Annotated in this window: 20 protein-coding genes, 1 tRNA gene and 1 pseudogene; 12 read left to right on the forward strand and 10 right to left on the reverse strand. The window is 65.0% G+C overall.

The annotated features are described in order from the left end of the window. Both GH737_RS05295 and GH737_RS05300 read right to left on the reverse strand, forming a co-directional pair. Positions 1 to 1,728, reverse strand: a pseudogene (locus tag GH737_RS05295) (ABC transporter permease); the annotation flags it as partial. A 13-nt stretch (positions 1,729 to 1,741) separates the two neighbouring features. Next, positions 1,742 to 2,617 (reverse strand): ABC transporter ATP-binding protein, encoded by an 876-nt coding sequence (locus tag GH737_RS05300; RefSeq protein ID WP_155263814.1) that lies wholly within the window; start codon positions 2,615 to 2,617, stop codon positions 1,742 to 1,744. Positions 2,618 to 3,126: 509 nt separating this feature from the next. On the opposite strand from GH737_RS05300, the gene GH737_RS05305 reads away from it, so the two are divergent. From GH737_RS05305 to GH737_RS05320, 4 genes are all read left to right on the forward strand, one after another. Beyond that, positions 3,127 to 3,471, forward strand: coding sequence for a hypothetical protein (locus tag GH737_RS05305; protein WP_155263815.1), 345 nt, complete (start codon positions 3,127 to 3,129; stop codon positions 3,469 to 3,471). Positions 3,472 to 3,738: 267 nt separating this feature from the next. Then, positions 3,739 to 3,945: a hypothetical protein gene (locus GH737_RS05310; protein WP_196232997.1), complete on the forward strand. Its 207-nt coding sequence runs from the start codon at positions 3,739 to 3,741 to the stop codon at positions 3,943 to 3,945. 77 nt (positions 3,946 to 4,022) lie between these two features. Continuing rightward, positions 4,023 to 4,436: a GreA/GreB family elongation factor gene (locus GH737_RS05315; RefSeq protein ID WP_155263817.1), complete on the forward strand. Its 414-nt coding sequence runs from the start codon at positions 4,023 to 4,025 to the stop codon at positions 4,434 to 4,436. Positions 4,437 to 4,489: 53 nt separating this feature from the next. Beyond that, positions 4,490 to 4,729 carry a hypothetical protein gene (locus tag GH737_RS05320; protein ID WP_155263818.1) on the forward strand — a complete coding sequence of 80 codons (240 nt, stop codon included), beginning with the start codon at positions 4,490 to 4,492 and terminating at the stop codon, positions 4,727 to 4,729. Between the two features lie 53 nt (positions 4,730 to 4,782). Here GH737_RS05320 and map read toward each other — a convergent pair whose 3' ends face one another. Further along, complete coding sequence (gene map / locus GH737_RS05325; protein ID WP_155263819.1) at positions 4,783 to 5,616, reverse strand: type I methionyl aminopeptidase; 834 nt, start codon at positions 5,614 to 5,616, stop codon at positions 4,783 to 4,785. A 49-nt stretch (positions 5,617 to 5,665) separates the two neighbouring features. Then, on the reverse strand, positions 5,666 to 6,754 hold the full coding sequence (locus GH737_RS05330; RefSeq protein ID WP_230558640.1) for a DUF5694 domain-containing protein: 1,089 nt from the start codon (positions 6,752 to 6,754) through the stop codon (positions 5,666 to 5,668). A gap of 93 nt (positions 6,755 to 6,847) precedes the next feature. On the opposite strand from GH737_RS05330, the gene GH737_RS05335 reads away from it, so the two are divergent. Next, positions 6,848 to 7,609 carry a competence/damage-inducible protein A gene (locus GH737_RS05335; protein ID WP_155263820.1) on the forward strand — a complete coding sequence of 254 codons (762 nt, stop codon included), beginning with the start codon at positions 6,848 to 6,850 and terminating at the stop codon, positions 7,607 to 7,609. A gap of 73 nt (positions 7,610 to 7,682) precedes the next feature. After that, entirely contained in the window at positions 7,683 to 9,839 is a 2,157-nt protein-coding gene (locus GH737_RS05340) for a prolyl oligopeptidase family serine peptidase (RefSeq protein ID WP_155263821.1), read from the forward strand. Between the two features lie 167 nt (positions 9,840 to 10,006). Here the strand turns inward: GH737_RS05340 and GH737_RS05345 are convergent. From GH737_RS05345 to GH737_RS05355, 3 genes are all read right to left on the reverse strand, one after another. After that, a tRNA-Gly gene (locus GH737_RS05345) sits at positions 10,007 to 10,080 on the reverse strand. A 55-nt stretch (positions 10,081 to 10,135) separates the two neighbouring features. Next, a complete protein-coding gene (locus GH737_RS05350; RefSeq protein WP_155263822.1) occupies positions 10,136 to 10,585 on the reverse strand; it encodes a pyridoxamine 5'-phosphate oxidase family protein in 450 nt (149 codons plus the stop codon). Between the two features lie 45 nt (positions 10,586 to 10,630). After that, positions 10,631 to 11,101 carry a c-type cytochrome gene (locus GH737_RS05355; RefSeq protein WP_196232999.1) on the reverse strand — a complete coding sequence of 157 codons (471 nt, stop codon included), beginning with the start codon at positions 11,099 to 11,101 and terminating at the stop codon, positions 10,631 to 10,633. Positions 11,102 to 11,341: 240 nt separating this feature from the next. Between GH737_RS05355 and GH737_RS05360 the strand changes: the two genes are divergently transcribed. From GH737_RS05360 to GH737_RS05380, 5 genes are read left to right on the forward strand one after another with little or no spacing between them, the layout of a single operon-like run. Next, a complete protein-coding gene (locus GH737_RS05360) occupies positions 11,342 to 11,785 on the forward strand; it encodes a MarR family winged helix-turn-helix transcriptional regulator (RefSeq protein ID WP_155263824.1) in 444 nt (147 codons plus the stop codon). Next, positions 11,782 to 12,858, forward strand: coding sequence for an HlyD family secretion protein (locus GH737_RS05365; RefSeq protein WP_230558641.1), 1,077 nt, complete (start codon positions 11,782 to 11,784; stop codon positions 12,856 to 12,858). Before GH737_RS05360 ends, GH737_RS05365 begins: the two co-directional genes overlap by 4 nt. A gap of 10 nt (positions 12,859 to 12,868) precedes the next feature. After that, positions 12,869 to 14,422 (forward strand): DHA2 family efflux MFS transporter permease subunit, encoded by a 1,554-nt coding sequence (locus GH737_RS05370; RefSeq protein WP_155263825.1) that lies wholly within the window; start codon positions 12,869 to 12,871, stop codon positions 14,420 to 14,422. Further along, complete coding sequence (locus GH737_RS05375; protein ID WP_155263826.1) at positions 14,419 to 14,724, forward strand: DUF167 domain-containing protein; 306 nt, start codon at positions 14,419 to 14,421, stop codon at positions 14,722 to 14,724. The genes GH737_RS05370 and GH737_RS05375 overlap by 4 nt, the downstream gene beginning before the upstream one ends. After that, a complete protein-coding gene (locus GH737_RS05380) occupies positions 14,721 to 15,707 on the forward strand; it encodes an aldo/keto reductase (RefSeq protein WP_155263833.1) in 987 nt (328 codons plus the stop codon). The genes GH737_RS05375 and GH737_RS05380 overlap by 4 nt, the downstream gene beginning before the upstream one ends. 7 nt (positions 15,708 to 15,714) lie before the next feature. Here GH737_RS05380 and GH737_RS05385 read toward each other — a convergent pair whose 3' ends face one another. Continuing rightward, complete coding sequence (locus GH737_RS05385; protein WP_155263827.1) at positions 15,715 to 17,634, reverse strand: potassium transporter Kup; 1,920 nt, start codon at positions 17,632 to 17,634, stop codon at positions 15,715 to 15,717. A 137-nt stretch (positions 17,635 to 17,771) separates the two neighbouring features. On the opposite strand from GH737_RS05385, the gene GH737_RS05390 reads away from it, so the two are divergent. Next, positions 17,772 to 19,109 (forward strand): DUF4118 domain-containing protein, encoded by a 1,338-nt coding sequence (locus GH737_RS05390; protein WP_196233000.1) that lies wholly within the window; start codon positions 17,772 to 17,774, stop codon positions 19,107 to 19,109. A gap of 3 nt (positions 19,110 to 19,112) precedes the next feature. On the opposite strand, the gene GH737_RS05395 is transcribed toward GH737_RS05390, so the two are convergent. Further along, positions 19,113 to 19,418: an arginine deiminase family protein gene (locus GH737_RS05395; protein ID WP_155263829.1), complete on the reverse strand. Its 306-nt coding sequence runs from the start codon at positions 19,416 to 19,418 to the stop codon at positions 19,113 to 19,115. Position 19,419: 1 nt separating this feature from the next. Then, positions 19,420 to 20,347: alpha/beta hydrolase (locus GH737_RS05400; protein WP_155263830.1), on the reverse strand; the 928-nt coding region annotated here is incomplete at its 5' end.

The raw sequence follows: 20,347 nt of genomic DNA on the forward strand, positions 1-20,347 counted from the left end.
GCCCGCGGTCGCAAGCACCGGCGCACTGGCAAGGCCCGGCAGGCGGCGAACGCGCGAGCGGAGCGCGAGATCGGTGCCGCGCGGCCACAGCAAGTGCGCGAGCACCGTAAGGATCACCGCGAAACAGGTCCAATAGAGGCGGAACACCGCCGCGCCCACCCAGAAGGTGCCCGATCCGACGAAATCGCTGAGCGGAACCTGCGGCGTGCGCCCGTAATTATAGAGCGGGTCGCCGTAGCCCATGTTGTTGAGGAAGATCCCTGCGACGAACCACACGAACAGGATGCCCCAGCCGATATATTTGTTCGGGCTGAGCACCTGCACAATCACGGCAAGCACCGCGAACTGCAGCGCGTCGATCGCCACCGGAATGATGAACGTGGTGGCAAATTGGCCAAGGCCGAGGCTGCGGGCGCCTTCGGTGAGCTCGTAGACGATGCCGGTCAGCGCTGCCGCGACATTGACGAACAGCAGCACGAGGAAGATCGCGAGGATCTTCGGGACCGTCATGACCCAGCTTGGAACCGCGGTCGAATCGATCAGCTCGTTCAACTTGCGGTCGCGCTCGCGCCACACGAGCTCGCCGCCGAAAAAGGCGGCAATCATCAGCAGGAACAAGCTCGACCCGCCCTCGACCCCCTGAATCGTGGCGGAAACCGTCGGGTGGTCGGACGTGCCATATTGCGATGGCGACAGCCACAACATGACTCCGGTGAACGTCACCGACAGCAGCAGCAGGACGATCAGGCCAGGGCTGGTCAGCACCTGTCGAACCTCGACCCGCACCCGCGTCATGAACTGCGCCGCGCGCGACGGCCGAAGATCGCGTGCCGTGACCTCTCCGCCGCCCAGCTCGGGCGCGACCGCCGCGAGCTTCGCTTCGCGGTCCTGCGCCTTCGCAAGCTTGCGAAGCCGGCGCCGCGACGGCGCTCGCTCGATCATCGAGAAGCGCCAGAAGGTCAGTCCGAGGAACAGGATTGCGAGGACGAGCGCCCAAACGCGGTTGAACAGGACGGCGCCGGAAAGGTCGATCAGGCGGCTGTTGAGCTCGCTTTGGGTCCAGTAGCGGGTCGCTTGCTCGACCGCGCCGGTGCCCAGCGGCTCCCACCTCGCCACCGCATCGCGATATTCGATCTTCTGTCCGAGGATGCTGGTGATGACGAGATAGCCCATCACCAGCACGATTGCGCCGATGTAGGCTGCCATCATCGAGCGCAGCAGCGTCGCGAGCGTGAACAGGACCGCGCACAGGAGGAAGATGTTCGGGAGGGCGAAGATCAGGAACGGCCAGGCGTAGTAGGAGAAGACCTGCGGTCCGATGGTCTCCGGATCGACCCACGGCATGAGCGAGCCAACGAGCAATCCGAGCGGCAGCGCGAGATAGCCGAGCCACGCGATGAGCAGCCCGCCGATGAAGCGGCCGGAGATGATCTGATGCGGCGTGACCGAGGTCGCGCGGACGATCGGCGAAAAGCCGCTGGAGTCGTCGCGGATGATGGCGTTGGCGACGAAGGCGGTGACGACGAACACGTAGAAGAGCGAGAAGACCGCGGTTGCTACGGCGATCGCATTGGCCGCATTCTGGTGAACGCCGCCAGGCGTGCCGATGCTGACGTTCGCGCTTGCGGTGAGGCCGAAGCCCAACAGGAAGAAAATCGCGGAGGCGACCCAGAAAACCGGGTTGCGCAGCTGGTAGCGGACCTCGAACCGCGCGATTCCGAAGATCATGTCGAATCTCTCCTCAGGCCGCGCGGCGCAGCGTGGAGAGGGTCGAGAAATAGACGTCCTCGAGCCCGCCCTCGACCGGCTCGAAGCCCTGCGGCTGCTCGTCGGCGAGCACGTGGATGACCGAATTGCCGGCGAACAGGCGGGTCGAGATGACGTCGTAACGGGACTGGTAATCCTCGAGGTCGTCGCGGCCGATGACCTTCTTCCAGATCCTGCCGCGGGTGGCGGCGATGAGGTCGTCGGGCTTGCCTTCGAGCTGGAGCCGGCCGTTGGCGAGGACGGCCATGCGCGGGCAGAGGTCGGCGACGTCGTCGACGATGTGGGTGGAGAGGATCACGACGACATTGTCGCCGATCTCGGCAAGCAGGTTGAGGAAGCGGTTGCGCTCCTCGGGATCGAGGCCGGCGGTGGGTTCGTCGACGATGATCAGCTCGGGGTTGCCGATCAGCGCCTGGGCGATCCCGAAGCGCTGGCGCATGCCGCCGGAGAAGCCCGCGATCGACTTGTTGCGCACATTCCACAAGTTGGTCTGCTGGAGCAGGGTCTCGACGACTGCCTTGCGCTGCGCGCTGCCGGTGATGCCCTTGAGCACGGCCAGCTGGTCGAGCATCGCGTAGGCCGAGACGCGCGGATAAACGCCGAAGTCCTGCGGAAGATAACCGAGTGTGCGCCGCAGCCGCTCCGGTTCGGCGAGCACGTCCATCTCGCCGAACCGGATCGAGCCGGCGGTCGGCTGCTGCAGCGTCGCCACCGTGCGCATCAGCGTCGACTTGCCGGCGCCATTGGGGCCAAGCAGCCCGTACATCCCGCGCGGGATCGACAGGCTGACGTCCTGCAAGGCCACCGTGCCGTTGGCGTAAGTGTGCGACAGATCAGTGATTTCGAGCATTCGTTCCCCCGAGTTCCCGGCGCTTGATCAAAGGGATAACCGGCGCCGTCAAGTGACGCAGGGGTCTTTTCGACCGGTCGACGAACGGCTGTTCGATTTATGATTCACGCCGCCGCATCGTGCCCGCGCATGGTTGCGCCATGTGGTGCGCAGGAGTTCAGCGAATTGTCTTGAAAACTCGCAAAAGCGATTTTCGTCTGCGCTTCGTAGACTTCTTAGGAAATTCGCCATCTAGAGGTAAAGAAAAACGAAGATGGCTTCGGTGCTTTGACATTACTGAATCTTCATCTATAGTTTGGCCTATGACCGAACGCTTCGACATCGCGCAACGCGAGTTGCACCCCGGCAGCAGCACCGCACGGCATTAAGCCCTGGCGTGCGCCCGGCGCACGAGACCAGGGCTCGCGATGAAGCCGCGCCCCCGAGAGGGCGCTTTCCCGATCAAGGGTCGCGCCGCCGTGCAGGGCATTGCCCTGGCATTGGCCGCGACGCAGCCGAAGAGGTGAATGATGTCGGTCTGGCCCGCACATCTCGAAAACCAGGTGTTGAAGAACGTCGCCGCCGCAGAAACGCGGCTCGCGTCCGCCGACCGCGTGAGATCGCTGATCGCGCGCTATCCAGAAACTTCGCCGGCCCAGAACGCCGAAATTCTCAAGTTCCTTAAGCACGCCCGTTATGTGGAGATGCAGCTTCTTGCCACCGACGAGTCGCTTCGCCGGCAAGTCGAGATCTTCCTGAAGGCGCACAAGCGGCAGCTTCGCTATTCGGCTGGGGACGTCATCACCATCGCAGCGCTCGTCCTTGCGTTTTTCGCTTTCTGTTGGCTGCTTTGGCAGACGATGGGGTCGGCTTGACGAGAATTTGGACGCGATGACTTGAGCTTGATTTCAAACAACCTGGATCCATATCGAACATACCATGTTCAAGCGCACCGACATCCAGCAGCCTGAACTGCACGCCGGCAGCAGCACCGCACGCGCCTAGGCGCCGCCCACGCTCCGATGAGGAGCGCGGGGGAGGCGCCGCTACCGCTGCCGGCCAGGCAGCGATTTTCCAGTCGACGAATTTCGACCGCAGGCCGGTGTGGGCCGCTCGCGGCTGCAGGACCACGGGAGGATGGATTGTCAGATCGTTTCGTCATCGAAGCCGACAAAGGCGTCGTCGGGGTGGCCGTCCGGGCCCCCGGCGGGTTCAGGTTCTTCACGTCGAACCCGCACTTCAAATCGCTCGAGGGAAAGATTTTCCGCCGGGCCCGCGTGCTCCGGTCGCGGGTGGAGGAGCTGGCGCTGCTCAACCGCCGGATGGCGGCGGCGAGGCTCGGCCGGTGAGGGGCGTGGCAATGTTCGAGCGGCTGGGAAATCCGCAGCGAACGCCGGCCGAAATATATTCTTCGGCATGGGCGAAGATGAATGTGGGCGTGGAGTTCGCGGTCCGCGACTGCGACGCCTTCTACTTGAGCATGATCGCGTCGACCATCGATGACGACCTCGCCTCGCTGCTTTTGCTCAAGAAACTGAAGATGGCGCGCAAGCTGAGCGATCCGGTGGGCAGCTCAGAGCATGTTGGGATGAACAGCTATGTCGAATTCCGGTTCGGAGCAGGATCCCGAAGCTTCCGCCAGCTGCTCCATCCGTCGGTCTGCGGGGCGAGCTTTGCCTTGAGCATCGCGTCGCGGCTGGGAGCGGGCGTTGTCGGCCTTCGCGCCGGCCAGGTGCTGCTGTGGCCGGACGAGGAAGGCTGCCTGCGCGAGTTGCACGTCACCGCTGTCGTCAGTGCCAGAAACGGCAAAACGCATCGGGAGAGGGCTGGCGCGATGTGAGACGGTGCGGCGAGAAGCCAGGAAGATCAGCCAATTTTCAAGAGGAGGATTACGTGATTACCCAGACCGACTTGCGCGAGCAGCCGGTTACCCAGGTTCAAGCCAGCCGGTTTGCGTTCCGCGGAGCGTCAGCCGCGCCGGAACCCGCCGGGCGATCAGCGAAGGCCTATGCCGAGGTCGACCTTTCCGGGCGCGCCGGCAAATACGATTTCGACGCCGCGACGGTCGCGATCGTTTCCGGAATCGTCGTCTTCAAGCTGCTTATGCTGAGCGTGCTGATCGTGGCCTTCTAGGCGGCCCGGCCGCGCGGCGTGTCTCGGCTGCCGCGCGGCCTTCCGTCGCGGAGTCAGGCGTTGGGCGGCTTGTCCAGCCCGGCCGGGCTCTTCGTGAAAACCTCGCAACCGCTGTCGGTGATCCCGATCGAATGCTCGAACTGCGCCGACAACGAGCGGTCGCGGGTAACGGCGGTCCAACCGTCGTCGAGCACCTTCACGTCGGGACGGCCGGTGTTGATCATCGGCTCGACCGTGAAGATCATGCCCGGCTTGAGCTCGGGGCCGGTTCCGGGGCGGCCGGCGTGGACCACCTCGGGGCTGTCGTGGAACAGGCGCCCGACGCCATGGCCGCAGAAATCGCGCACCACGCTGTAGCGGCGCGCTTCGGCATGCTGCTGGATCGCATTGGCGATGTCGCCCAGACGGTTGCCCGGCTTCGCCTGCGCGATTCCGAGCATCAGGCATTCGTAGGTCACGTCGACCAGTTTGCGCGCCTTCAGCGGCACGTCGCCGACAAGGTACATGCGGCTGGTGTCGCCGTGCCAGCCGTCGACGATCGGCGTGACGTCGATGTTGACGATGTCTCCGCCCTTGAGCGCGCGCTCGCTCGGGATGCCGTGGCACACGACGTGGTTGATCGAGATGCAGCAGCTCTTGGTATAGCCGCGGTAGCCAAGCGTCGCCGGCACGCCGCCGCCTTCGAGCGTCAGCCGATAGACGATCTCGTCGAGTTCCTGCGTCGTGACGCCGGGCACCACGTGCGGCGCGAGCGCGTCGAGGATGCTCGCAGCGAGCTGACCGGCGCGGCGCATCCCTGCGAACGCCTCCGCTCCGTGCAGCTTGATGACTCCGTTGCGCGATTCGGCGCGGTCGTCGTCGATGGCGACGCTGATATATTCAGTCATGCGCCCAAATTAGTCGGTGCAGGCCGAAATTGCACCCCGCGATCCGCGATCATTTCAGGTATTGGATCGCGTCGACGAGGCGGACGTCCTGCATCATGTCGAGATAGGCGTCGAGATAGCCCTTGTGGGTCGCGCCGACGATAACGAGGACATGCGCGCCGGGCTTGTGCTGGAAGGCGGCGTGAATGTTGGCGGTCATCCTGAGGTTCCGCGTTTCCCACCAGGAGACGTACTCGCGACCGTAGGGCTGGGCGGACGCCACGCGCGCTGCCCTGCCCATGTCTGAAGCGATCGTCGCGCGCTGCGTCTCGGGATCGTTGAGGAAGCGGTAGAAGCCGATCACCTCCGCGGGCGTGTCGAGGTGCGCCTGGAGCTGCTCATATCTCGTGCGTACCGCCGGCGTGGGTTTTGCGTCCCACACGCTCCGCAGCGCCTTGGCATAGGCCAGCCCCTCGGGGCTCTTCTCGTCGAACGCCCAGTCGGCGGTGTGGTCGTCCATCAGGGTCAGCCGCTCGAGCCCGAGGCGCGCCGCGAGCGCGGCGGCGACGTCGATGCTCTCGTTGAGCGGCTTGCCCTTGCGCTCGAGGATCTCGACCATCGCGGCGGTCAGGCCGTCGGCGGCAAGGCGCTCCGCGGGCGCGAGCTGGAGCCATTGGACCTGCGCCGACGGACGATCGTTCGCGGCCAGGAACAGCATCGCCAGGCGCCGCCGCTGCGCGGGCGTCGGCTCATCAGGCCACGAGGCGAGCGTACGGTCGATCTCGCCCAGCGCCTGGTCGACGTTCAGGCCGGTCGCCTTCTCAACCTCGTCGGTGTCCCAGCAATAGCCGTCCCACGCATCGCCATGTTGCGATTTGAAGCGCTTCAAAGTCTCGCACTGCTCGCCCGAGATATTCTCGATCGCGATCACGTCCGGCCTGAACGCGGCGAACCGATCGAGCAGCGGGGCGAGCAGCTTGGGGTCGAGCTTCTTCGGGAGCTGCGACAGATGCGGGCTGCCGAGCACGAGCACCTGCGCGGGTGCGCCGGCGAGCTCGCGCTTGTGGCTCCGCGGGTCGAATGCCGGCGTTGCAACGGTCAAAGTCTGGGCTGCCGCGAGCGCGAACAAGGGAAACAGCATCGGCACGATCTCTTTCAAGGCAAACGTGGCTACATATGTAGCGCTGTATTACGCAGGTAGCGCAGCTGCAAGCCTGTTGCGCTCGGGAAGGAGCGGTTTAGGGCATCGGCCATGGTACCTGATCGCACCTGGACCGCGGCGCTGGTGGTGATCGGCGACGAGATCCTCTCGGGCCGGACCCAGGATAGGAATGTCGCCCAGCTGGCGACCTGGCTCAACGACCAGGGTGTCAGGCTCGTCGAAGTGAGGGTGGTGCCCGACGATATGGACCGCATCGGCGAGGCAGTGAACGCGCTCCGCACGAGACACGATTACCTGTTCACGACGGGCGGCATCGGGCCGACGCACGATGACATCACGGTCGATGCGATCGCGGCCGCATTAGGCGTGCCGGTCATCGTCCACCCGGAGGCGCGAGCGATCCTCGAGGCTTATTATCGCGGCCGCCCCGGCGGCCTGACCGACGCGCGGTTGCGCATGGCGCGGACGCCCGAGGGTGCCGAGCTGCTCGACAACCGATATTCGGGCGCGCCGGGGATCAGGGTCGGGAACATCTACATCCTCGCCGGCGTGCCGGCGATCGCCGCGAGCATGATCGAGTCGCTGGCGGGCAAGCTCGAGGGCGGTCGGCCGGTGGTGTCGGTGACCATCGGCGCGCGGGCCGCGGAAAGCGACGTCGCCGACCTGCTGCGCGAGACCGAAGCCGCGCACCCGGGCGTCGCGATCGGCAGCTATCCCTTCTTCCGCGATGGCGGCCACGGCGCCAATTTCGTCATCCGCTCCGAAGACGGAGATTTGGCGCGGGCGACGGGGCAGGAGCTTGCCCAACGGCTGAGAGCGGCAGGCTACGAGCCGGTGGACGGCGGCATTTAGCCTGTCAACAATTTAATTTGCCGATTTTCCGGAAAGATGAAACACCTGCGCGGTTCATGAAAGGGGGCTTCTCATGAAGAGATTTGTTGCGCTTTTGTGTGGTTCGGTAGCGTTCGCTCCGGCTGTTGCCGCGGCTCCGCCCGCACAGCCTGCGGTGCCACCGGCGAAGCCAGTGACCGAGACCATCTTCGGCCAAAGCATCACCGACCAGTTCCGCTATTTCGAGCAGCAAGACGCCGCAGTCACCGACTGGATGAAGGCCGAAGGCCGCTATGCGCGGTCGGTCCTCGACGCGCTTCCGCAGCATGACGCGATCCTGGCGAAACTCAGCGCGATGACCGGATCGTGGGACGTCGTCGGATCGGTGACGACCGCGGGCGGCGGTCGCACCTTCTACGAACAGCGCAGCGCCGGTTCCGACAATTTCGACCTGATGGTTCGCGACGCCGACGGAACGATCCGCAAGCTCGTCGATGTCTCGGCAATCCGCGCGGCGAACCGCGGGGAACCTTTCGCGATCAATTACTTCACTCCATCAAACGACGGAACGAAGGTCGCGGTGGGGATCTCCGAAGGCGGATCCGAGGACGCGTCGATGTGGGTCTATGATGTCGCCACCGGCGCGAAGATCGCGGGCCCCGTGCCCAATGCCCAGTTTGGCGCGGTCAGCTGGACTGCGGACGACAGCCACATCTTCACGACCCTCATGCAGGGCGTGAAGCCGGGACGCCCCGAGACCGACAAATATCTGAATAGCAAGGCTTATGTGTGGGACCTGAAGGCTGCCCCGACAGCGTTGCTCGGCGTCGGACTGTCGCCCGTCGTGCCATACAAGCCGGAGGAGTTCCCGCTCATTGCAACGGCGCCGAACGCACCGCTCGCGCTCGCAATCAACGCCAACGGCGTGCAGAACGAGATTGCGCTGTGGACCGCGCCTGTCGCGGATGCGCTCACCGCCGGCGCGCCGTGGCAGCCGCTCGTGAAGCGCGACGACGACGTCACCAACGTGGTGCAGGCCGGAAGCCGCATCTTCCTGCTCAGCCACAAAGATGCGCCGACCTTCAAGGTGCTGGCGCTGAATGCAGGCGAGCCGTTGAGCGCCGCGAAGGAAATGATTGCTCCTCGCGCCGATCGCCTCATCGAATCGATCGCCGCGGCGTCGGACGGGCTCTACGTGCGCGTTCGCCACGGCGTTTACTCGGAGCTGGTGAAGGTCCCGCTGGAGGGCGGCCCAGAGCAGGCGATCGCGCTGCCATTCAAAGGCTCGATCAACGAGCTTTCGGCAGACCCGCGCTTGCCGGGGGTCAAGCTGGTGCTGGACAGCTGGACGGTGCCGCAGCGCAACCTCGCCTACGATCCGGGCAAGGGCTTCTCGGACCTGGGGCTGGGCAGCGCTCCCAAGGGCTTCGATCCCGGCCTTTATGAGGCGCTCGACCTCAAAGCGAAAGCGAAGGACGGAGTCGAGGTGCCGTTGAGCTTCGTTACCGCCAAGGATGCGAAACATCCGCGCCCGGTGATGCTGATGGCCTATGGCTCCTACGGCATCTCGAACTTCCCGGCGTTTGGAACGCGGACGATGGCAACGCTCCCGAACGGCATCGATTACGCCATCTGCCACGTACGGGGCGGCGGCGAGCTCGGCGAAGCGTGGCGCCTTGGCGGCAAGGACGCGAACAAGCCGAACACCTGGCGAGACCTGATCGCATGCAGCGAGCGGCTGATTGCGAGCGGCTACACGACCAAGGACAAGCTGTTCATCATCGGCGGGTCCGCCGGCGGCATTACCATGGGCCGCGCCATGGAGGAGCGGCCGGACCTTTTCGCCGGCGTTTTCGACCTCGTCCCGGCAGCTAACATGACCCGCTCCGAGTTCAGCGTCAGTGGGCCCGTGAACATCCCGGAGTTCGGCACTATCAGCAACGAGCAAGGCTTCAAGAACCTGTTGGCGATGGACACCATCCAGCATGTGAAAGCGGGCGTGAAATACCCGCCGATCATCATCACCACGGGCCTCAACGACCCGCGCGTGTCGAGCTGGGAACCGGCGAAGCTGGCGGCGACCCTGCGCGCGGCGGGCGCGTCTAATCCGGTCCTGTTCCGCGTCGATGAAAAGGCCGGCCATGGCATCGGGTCGACCAAGTCGCAGAACGATGAGCTCTATGCCGACGTCGTGTCGTTCATCCTGGCGCACGCGGGGAACAAGTCATCGGAGGCTGCTGCAGCCCGTTGAGTGCGATCTGACGCGCATGTCGTGATCCGTTCGGATGAGCTGCGCGGGCGACCGGGAACTTGCGGAACGCTTGAGAGCGGCAGGGCAAGATCCGTTGGGCGGAGGAATGTGGGCGCCGCCTTGCAGCGCCTGGCGCGCTCAAGCACTCTCGCGCTGACTGGTCAGGCTGGAGCGGGTAACGGGAATCGAACCCGTGCGTTCAGCTTGGGAAGCTGACAGGCTACCATTACATCATACCCGCATTCCAACAGCGCAGGCCGGAGCGGTCGCCGATTTGGTGGATTTGCGATGCACGGTCAATGCCCGTGCGGGTCGACCGTGATCGATTCGGCGTGGCCGAGACCGAGGCTGTAATCGAGAACGGAAACGTATCTGCACTCCGCTACCATGGTCGCGACCTCCGCCTGATCCGGCGGCGCCAGGTCGGTCAGGTTCGGGTGCCGCCTGGCAAGCAGCATCCAGGCCCGGCTCCTTTCGCGAAGCTCCGTCAGCTCGGACGCCGTGCAGCCGCTATAGACCGCCTTGATGTCGCGCAGTCTCGACGGCTCGTTCGCGACCGCAATCGATACCCGGTTGTCGCGTGCGATATTCTCGAATTTCTGGCTCGTCCGGTAAATGAGAAAGTAGAGGCGGAAGCCTTCGTTGGCATATCCGACCACCGTCGTTTGCGGCCAGCCATCCGCGCGAACGGTCGAGATGCTCATGACACGGTTGGCGTCGAGAATTGCAATCGCTGGTTGTTCCATGGGAGATCCCCTTGGTCAGTATGGATGGCTGGCCCGGAATGGGCTCTAGGGCGAGCGGTGCGGAAAACCCGCCCTGATGTACGCGATCACAGACCACATATCGTCCTTCGACAGGCTGTCCTTGAAGGCAGGCATGTCGGATTCGAACTGGCTGCCACCCTCGGCGATCGACCAGTACATGTACGGCTGAGCTCGGCTCCTGGGAGTATTCGCAAGCCATTCAAGGTCGGCCGGTGCCGGAACCAACGCAAATGCTTCCGGCCCGCTGCCCTGGCCGCTTCGGCCATGGCAGCTCGCGCAATGTCGATCGAATAGCTCAGCCCCACGCCGGAGCTTTTGGCGGGTGTCCGGCTGACGGTCGCGCAAGCTCGAGTATTCGGGCGGGAGCCCATGCATGATGACCTGTTGTTTGCGCGCAATGTTAGCGGCCCATCGCGGCGGACCCTGGTCGTCCTCGCTCATGGCTGCTGTTAGCGGCAGCGCAATCAGTGCAGCAGCGATGAGGTAACGAATCATGTGCATCCTCTCCAAGGACGCACTCATCTTCCAAAAGAATCGCGCCGCCGGCTATGCGGAAATTCCCTTAACCTCGTGAAAGTCCCGGCCGGTCGCCAGCGAGACGCGATCGTCCGTTCCGAATGAGGGCCTTTCCCGGGATCATCACCGTCCTCAACTTCGGTCAATTCTGCGCCGGCCCGGAACTGGGCTGCTCAAGAAGCGTTGCACATCATAAGCACCCTTATTATATTCGCGTGCATGGAAACCCTCCCTTTTGAAATCGGCGAGACGGCGCATGCCTTGCGCAAGGCGTTCGATCGCCTCGCGGTCGGGCTCGGCGTCACGCGCGCCCAGTGGAAGGTGCTGTTCAAGCTCAGCCGACGGCCCGGCCTGCGCCAGGTTGAGCTCGCCGACCTGCTCGAGCTCGAGCCGATCACCCTGTGCCGGATCGTCGACCGGCTCGAAGAGGCGAAGCTGGTCGAGCGGACGCGCGATCCGGACGACCGCCGCGCCTGGCGCCTGCACGTCACGGCGGAAGCGGCGCCGCTCGTCGAAAAGCTTCGCGCGGTGGGCGCCGAACTCGTCAGCGAGGCGTTTGCCGGGATCGACCCCAAGGACATCGAAATCACTCGCAAGGTATTGGCCCAGGCGCGTGAGAATGCCGGCCGCTGTGCAGCAACGAACAGGGCATCGAACCAATGAACAAGATGGCAACGGAACCGCTGACCGGAGCGGAAGCCGCGGAAACCCCGAAGCCGAAGCGGAAGATAAAGCTTCCCAAAGGAATGGGCACGACGCGCGCGATCCTGATGCTGATCGTGCCGGCGCTGCTGCTGATCGGCGGAGGCTATTATTGGCTGATCAGCGGCGACAGCGTGTCGACCGACGATGCCTATGTGAAGCAGGACATCGTGTCCGTCAGCGCCCAGGTGAACGGGCCCATCGCGCAGGTGCTGGTCAAGAACGGCGATCATGTGAAGCGCGGCCAGGTGCTGTTCCGGATCGACCCGCAACCTTACCAGGTCGCGCTCGAGCAGGCGCAGGCCCAGCTCGCCGCCGCTCAGCTCCAGACGACGCAGCTGAGGACCCAGGCGGCGGGGACGGGCGCCGACATCGTCGGGGAGCAGGCGAACCTCGAGATCAAGAAGAACGCGCTGGCGCGGCAGCAGGCGCTGCTGAAGCAGGGCTTCACGACGCGGGCCGACTATGAGGACGCGCTCAACGAGGTGAAGACCGCCGAGCAGGAGGTCGCCGATGCCAAGGCGCGCGCAGCCAACGCGCATGCCGCGCTCGCGCCCGGAGAGCAGCCGCAGATCGCTCAGGCAAAGGCCGCCGTCGACAAGGCCAGGCTCGACCTCGAGCGCACCACCGTCCGCGCGCCGATGGACGGAGTCGTCGAGAATGCCGACAACCTCCAGGTCGGCCAGATGGCGGTGACGGGCCTCGGCATGCTGTCGCTCGTCCACAGCTCGACCGCGTGGGTCGAGGCGAACTTCAAGGAGAAAGATGTCGGCCGAATGGTTCCGGGCCAGCGCGCGAAGATCGAGGTCGACGCTTATCCGGGCCAGGAGTTCGACGCGCACGTCGAGAGCATCGGCGCCGGCACGGGAAGCGAATTTTCGCTGCTTCCGGCGCAGAACGCGAACGGCAATTGGGTCAAGGTGACCCAGCGCGTACCGGTCCGAATCGCGTTCGACGGGACGCCCTCGAAGCCGATGATCGCGGGCCTGTCGGTCAACGCGACCGTCTATTTCGACAAGAGCAGCAAGAAGTAGCGGCGGACCGATGGCCGACACTCCGGCCAATGTCGCGACCCACCCGCTGCCTACGGGCGAGCGGCTGATTGTCACCGTCGGCGTGATGGCGGCGGTGTTGTTGCAGGTGCTCGACACCACCATCGCCAACGTCGCGCTGCCGCACATGCAGGCGAGCCTCAGCGCGACCCAGGACACGATCAACTGGGTACTGACGAGCTATATCGTCGCCTCGGCCATCGCGCTTCCGATCAGCGGCTGGCTCGCCGACAAGGTGGGCAGGAAACGCCTGCTGCTGATCTCGGTTGTGCTGTTCACCATTGCCTCGGTGCTGTGCGCAACCGCGACTTCGCTTGCCGAAATGGTGCTGTTCCGCGCGTTCCAGGGCGTCGGCGGCGCCTTCATCGTCCCGCTCGCGCAGGCGACCCTGTTCGACATCAACCCGCGCGAAAAACACGGGCAGGCAATGGCCCTGTTCGGCGGCGGGGTGATGATCGGGCCGATCCTCGGACCGGTGCTCGGCGGCTGGCTGACCGACAATTACAATTGGCGCTGGGTGTTCCTGGTCAACTTGCCGGTGGGCATCCTGTGCATCCTGATCATGATGCGCTTCATGCCCAAGACCGAGACTCACGAGCGCAAGTTCGACATGTTCGGTTTCGCCTTGCTCGCGATCGCGCTCGGCGCGCTGCAATTCTGCCTCGACCGCGGCGAACAGAACGACTGGTTCTCGAGCTGGGAGACGATCATCGAGGCGGGCTTCGCGATTGGTGCCGCATGGATGTTCACGGTGCACATGGTGACCGCCAAGCACCCCTTGTTCGACCGCATCATGTTCACCGACCGCAATTTCCTGACGAGCATGATATTCATGGTGGTGACCGGCGTGCTTCTGCTCGCCGGGCTCGCGCTGTTGCCGCCGCTTTTGCAGAACATGTACGGCTATTCGGTGCTTCAGTCGGGCTTCCTGACCGCGCCGCGCGGGCTCGGGACCTTGTTCTCGATGCTGATCGCCGGGCGCCTGACGGGCAAGATGGACGCGCGGCTGCTGGTCGGGGTCGGCGTCGTCCTGATGGGCGTGTCGCTCTACATGATGACGGGCTTCGCGATCGACCAGCCGTCGCGGCCGGTGATCGTCAGCGGCGTCGTCCAGGGACTCGGCCTCGGCCTGATCTTCGTGCCGCTTCAGACGCTCGCGTTCGAGACGCTGTCGGCACGCTACAGGACGACCGGGGCAGCGCTTCTCAACCTGTCGCGCAACATCGGCGGGTCGATCGGCATCTCGATCGTCTCGACGCAGCTGGTGCGGATGACTCAGGTCGCCCACGCCGACCTCGCGGCGCAGATCACGCAGAACACCGTCCCGACCGCCAATCCGGAGATCCTGCAGACGGTGGTCCCGGTCGCCGGGCCGGCGGCGCTTGCGTACATCAACGCAATGATCACCAAGCAGGCCTTGTTCATCGCCTATCTCGACGACTTCAAGCTGATGATGATCGTCAGCTTCGCGATCCTGCCGCTGCTCTTCTTCATGAAGCGCGGCAACAAGGTGGGCACTGGCGGCTCTGCGATGGCGATGGATTGACAAACGTCCTCGTCATCCGCGTCACCCCGCGCTCGGCAAGACCGGGGATTGGCGGATGGCGCGCCGCCGCGGACGGACGCGAGGAGCTCGAAATCCGGGTTGCCGAGCCGCCCGCGGAGGGAACAGCGAACGAGGCTGTCGTCAGGCTACTCGCCAAAGCGCTCGGGGTCAGCCGTTCGGAAGTGTCGATCATTGCCGGTCGGACCGGTCGTCACAAGCGGGTGGCGATCCCATTTGATCTCGTTGAAGCCCGCCGCCGGCTCGGCCGGCAAGAGAAAGGGAGAAGCGCATGTTCGGAATAGAGAAGCGTCGGCTTGGCCGCGACGGGCCGGAAGTGTCGGCGATCGGGCTCGGCTGCATGGGCATGAGCGAATTCTACGTCGGCGGGAGCCAGCAAGAGTCGATCGCGACCATCCATCATGCGCTCGACCGCGAAGTCACCTTCCTCGACACGGCGGACATGTACGGCTGGGGTGCGAACGAGGAGCTGGTCGGGCGCGCCATCGCTGGCCGCCGCAACGAGGTGTTCCTCGCGACCAAGTTCGGCAATGTGCGCGGACCCAAGGGCGAGTTCCTCGGCGTTCGCGGCGACCCCGAATATGTGCGCTCGGCCTGCGAGGCGAGCCTCAAGCGGCTGAACGTCGAGACCATCGACCTTTATTACCAGCACCGCGTCGACACGACCGTTCCAATCGAGGACACGGTCGGGGCGATGGCGCGGCTGAAGGACGAAGGAAAGATCCGCTTCCTCGGCCTCTCCGAGGCCGCTCCCAGGACGATCCGTGCGGCCTATGCGACGTCTCCGATCACCGCGGTGCAGACGGAGCTGTCGCTGTGGAGCCGCGACGCCGAGGCCGACGTGCTTCCGACGGTTCGCGAGCTCGGGATCGGCTATGTCGCTTATTCGCCGCTCGGCCGCGGGTTCCTGACCGGGCAGTTTAAATCGCCGGACGATTTCCCCGAGGGCGACTTCCGCAAGTACCACCCGCGTTTCCAGGGCGAGAATTTCCAGAAGAATCTCGATCTCGTCGGCGAGGTCGAGGCGATAGCGAAGGAGAAGGGCTGCACGACGGCCCAGCTCGCGCTTGCCTGGGTCCTCGCGCAGGGCGAGGATATCGTGCCCATCCCCGGCACCAAGTACGTCAAATATCTCGACCAGAACATCGGCGCGCTCGACCTGGAGCTGAGCGACGACGACCTCGAGCGGCTCGACGCGATCCTTCCGCCCGGTGCGGCGGCCGGAGAGCGCTACCATGCGCGCGGCATGGAGACGGTGAACCGCTAGGGCGGGGTCAGATCTGGAGCTGGCTTCCGAGCTCGACCACGCGGTTGGTCGGCAGCTTGAAGAACTCCATCGCGCTTTCGGAGCTCTTGAGCATCCAGGCGAACAGCCTCTCGCGCCACAGCGACATCCCCGGGACCTTCTTCGAAGGGATCAGCTTCTGACGTCCGAGGAAGAAGCTGGTGCTCATCATGTTGAAGGGCTCGCCGCAGGTCTTGATGCGAGAAAGGCCGCGCGGGATATCCACCTCTTCCATGAAGCCGTAGTGGAGGATCGCCTGGTAGAATCCGTGCCCGGCATCGCGCACATCGATGCGATTCTCTTCCGGGACGTGCGGGACTGTCTCCACCTTCACATTGAGGATGAGGACGCGCTGGTGGAGCACCTGGTTGTGCTTGAGATTGTGGAGGAGCGCCGCGGGCACGACGTCGGCCGAGGTCGAGAGAAAAACAGACGTTCCGCGCACCCGATGGACCGATGCCGCAGCCGATTTGATGAAAACGGCGAGCGGCAGAGCGGATTCCGCCAGCCGCGCACGCATCAGCTGGCGGCCCCTGGCCCAGGTTGTGAGCACGGTGAAGCTGACCCCCGCGACGACTAGCGGGAACCAGCCCCCGTCGGGAATCTTCGTAATGTTGGAGGCGAAATAGGTGCCGTCGACGAGGAAAAAGAGCCCGATCGTCGCGGTCGCCAGCAGCCTGTTCCAGCGCCAAACCTGGAAGACGAGAAAGGCGAGCATCACCGTGGTGATCAGCATCGTGCCGGTGACCGCGATGCCGTAAGCGGACGCAAGGCGTCCGGACTCACGGAACCCGACCACGAGCAGCATGACCATGATCATCAGGCCCCAGTTGACGAGCGGAATGTAGATCTGGCCGAGGGCCTTCTCACTGGTATGTTCCGTCCTGAGCCTCGGCAGGAAGCCGAGCTGGATCGCCTGGTGAGTGACCGAAAATGCTCCCGAAATCACCGCCTGGCTGGCGATGATCGTGGCCGCCGTCGCGATCAATACGAGCGGCAGCCGGACCGACTCCGGCGCCATGAGATAAAAGGGGTTGGTCGCCGCGTGCGCATTGCCGAGCAGCAGTGCGCCCTGGCCGAGATAGTTCAGCATGAGGCAGGGATACACCAGGCCCAGCCACGAAAAGCCGATCGCCTTCCGGCCGAAATGGGCCATGTCGGCGTAAAGCGTCTCGGCGCCGGTCACTGCGAGGAATACCGAGCCCATCGCCAGAAATGCCAGCTTCGGATTAGAAACGAAGAATTCCACCGCCCAGTGCGGGCTGAGCGCGCCAATGATTGCCGGGTGCGCCATAATGTTCGTGACGCCCAGTGCGGCGAGCGACGCGAGGTAAACAAGCACCACGGGACCGAACAGGACCCCGACCTTGGCGGTCCCGCGCGATTGCACGAGGAAAAGGGCGATGAGGATGACGATCGAAATCGGAATGACCAGCGGCTGCAGCCCCGCTTCCACGATGGTCAGTCCCTCGACAGCGGACAGGACCGAGATCGCGGGCGTGATCATCGCGTCGCCGTAGAAGAGGCAGGTCGCGAGCACGCCGAGCACCACGAGCGTGGCGGTCCACTTCTTCCCCGCCAAGTTGTGGCAGATCAGCGACAGCAGCGCGAACGAGCCGCCTTCGCCCCTGTTATCGGCGCGCATTGCGACGAACACATATTTGATGGTCACGATGAACATCAGTGACCAGAAGATGAGGCTGAGCACGCCGAAGATGTGGAGCGGGTCCACGGCCATCGGATGTGGGCCGAGGAAGCTTTCCTTCATGGTGTAGAGCGGGGACGTGCCGATGTCGCCGTAGACGACGCCGATCGCGCCAAGCATCAGCTTGGGCAGCTTCTCTTTCGGACCATGACTGACGCCGACAGCCTCGGCGGAGCGGTCAGCATCGATAACAGCGGTAGCCATGCGCGCTAGCTGGGCTTGGCGGCCATAAAGATTCTATGTGGATTTACCCGGCATTCACAGAGGGCCGGCCACTGAATCGGCTCCCGGGCCTTGGCGCGCGGCGTCGGCCGGCGCAATTAACGGCCATGGTGGATGCCATGCCCAGCAGCGCAGTGCGCGATGGTTCACGCCGCTCGATCACCGAGGGGATCCAGGCTTATGCGGGTGCCCTCGCGCTCGTCGCCCTATCCACGCTTTTAGGTCTTTGGGTTGCCCCGCGCTGGGGCACAGCGCCGGTCGACATGTTGTACCTGCCGTCGATCCTGGCGGTGGCTGCGCTTTGGGGACTCGGGCCAGCCGTGGCCGCCGCGATCGCCGCGGCGCTGGCCTACAATTTCTTTTTCACGCAGCCGATCCACACCTTGCGCATCGACCAGGTCACCGACATCGTGACCGTGATCGTGCTGTTCATCGTGGCGCTCGTGACGAGCTGCCTCGCTGCCGGAATTCGAGCGCAAGCCCGGATTGCCGCGGCCCATGCGGCACGCCACGCCACGATCGCGGGCTTTGCCGGACGCCTGCTGTCGTGCAGCGGCGAGGAGGAAATCGCACGCTCGGCATGCGAGGAGCTTCGGCCGGTCTTCGATTGCAATCTGGTCCTGGTGAGCGGCAGTCCGGCGCCGCGGGTCCTCGCCGCCGATCCCGAAGGCAATCGACTGACCCCGAGCGACGTGGCTGCAGCTGCGCTGACCATTAACACCGCGGCGGCCGCCGGACGGGGAACCTCGCGCGCGCAGCCAGCGGAGTGGGTTTTCTACCCGGTTCGATCCGGCGACCACGTGCTCGCCGCATTAGGGCTTGCCCGAGACGATGGAGCGCCGCCGGTCGAGCGAAATCAGCTGCTTCTGCTTTCGGGGCTGCTCGACCAGGTCGCGCTGGCGCTGGAGCGCGCTCTACTCGAGGGGGAGGCGCGAAAGTTCGAAAGCGTTCGAGACCGGGATCGCACCCGTGCGACCTTGCTAGCGTCCATCGCCACCGATGTTCGGCCTCACCTCTCGGTCCTCACTGAAGCTGCGCGTGCGCAGCGCCGATCCGGGTCGAGCGACAAGTGCTTCGTTTCCACGGTTGAATCGGAAGCTTGCAAGCTCGAGCGCTACGTCTCGAACCTGGTGGAGGTCGAGCCGGAATCGGATCGGCAGCCGATCGAAGCCGGCGATGTCAGCATCGACCTGTTCCGCCGCAGAGTGTTGCGAAACGGGCAGGAGGTCCACCTGACGCCAAAGGAATATGCGATTCTTGCCGAGCTCGCGAAGCATCGGGGGCAGGTGCTCACCCACGCGCACCTGCTGCGCACTGCGTGGGGGCCCGCACAGGAGACGCAAACCGAGTATCTCCGTGTTGCGGTGCGCGCGCTCCGACAGAAACTGGAGTGCCATCCGGCGCAGCCCAGACTGATCATCAATGAGCCCGCTGTCGGCTACCGACTGACAAGCTGAGCCTTACGCCGGCTTCCACGATTTGCGGCGTTGGGAGCGGTCGTCGACCAGGCTCATGCAGGTGACTCCCGATTCGCCTTTCTGAAGCTCGGAGACGGCGACTTCGACGACGTCGAAGCCGCGGTTGCGGAGAAGCTCGGCGCTGCGTGGATTGCCGGCGGGCAGGATCAGACAGCCTGCTTCGACAGGCGCCCGCTCGTAGGCGGCGTGCTGCCCGGCCGCCCTGGCGGCGTCGATGGGGACACGGTCGAGGTGGGTCAGCTGGCATTCGGGCAGCCGCGAGCTGACCGCGCGGGTGAAGGCCCTCATTTCATCCGCCGTGCTCGCGGACCCAGATTGCGAACAGGTCGGGCCAAAGCGAGCCGCTGTTGCTCGGCGGGAGGTGGAGGCCGAAGCCGTGGCCGCCTTGCGCGAGCAGATGCGCTTCGACCGACACTTTCGCCTTCTCGCATGCGCTGATCCACGCCAGGCTGTTCCCGACGGGGACAGTGTCGTCGTCGAAGGCATGCAGGAGGAAGCAGGGCGGCGTCGAGGCGCCCACGTGCTGGAGGGGCGAGCGCGCCGCGATCTGCTGGGGCGAGGGGTTCGGGCCGAGGAGGCTGTCGCGCGAACCGCCGTGGGTCAGGCCGACGGCGAGGGTCGTGACCGGATAGATCAAGCCGGCGAAGGCGGGCGTTGCGGGGAGGGAATCGGCGGCGTCGACGGGCGCATAGGTGCGCTCCCCGTGGGAGACCGCGAGGTCCGAGGCGAGATGACCGCCGGCGGAGAAGCCGAGGATCCCGAGACGACCGGGATTGATCCGGAAATCGGCGGCACGCGAGCGAATCAGGCGCATCGCGCGCTGCGCGTCCTGGAGCGGAGCGATCGCGCGATCGGTCCAGCCTTCTCCGGGAAGGCGGTAGGTGAGGACGAAGACCGTCGTACCCTCGGCGTTGAAGCGCTCGGCGACGTCGATGCCTTCGTTCTGGACCGACAGGAAGCCGTATCCGCCGCCGGGGATCGAGAGCAGCGAGGAGCCGTCGGGGCGCGCGGGCCGGAACACATGCACTTCGGGCATGGCGACTCCGCGGACCCAGATCTCGCGGTTGTCCGGCGGGCCGTTCATGGTCCAGTCGGGGGCGATCGGCTTCCGGGGCGCTCCGGGCGGCTTGCCGGGCCAAAGCGGGAAGCGCTCCTTCGCCGGCCAGGGGAGGGCGGCCGGGTCGGACGCATAAGGCGTCGGCTCCGGCTGCGCACCG

It is taken from the genome of Sphingomonas segetis (assembly GCF_009720245.1).
In the GTDB taxonomy this organism is placed as follows: domain Bacteria; phylum Pseudomonadota; class Alphaproteobacteria; order Sphingomonadales; family Sphingomonadaceae; genus Sphingomicrobium; species Sphingomicrobium segetis.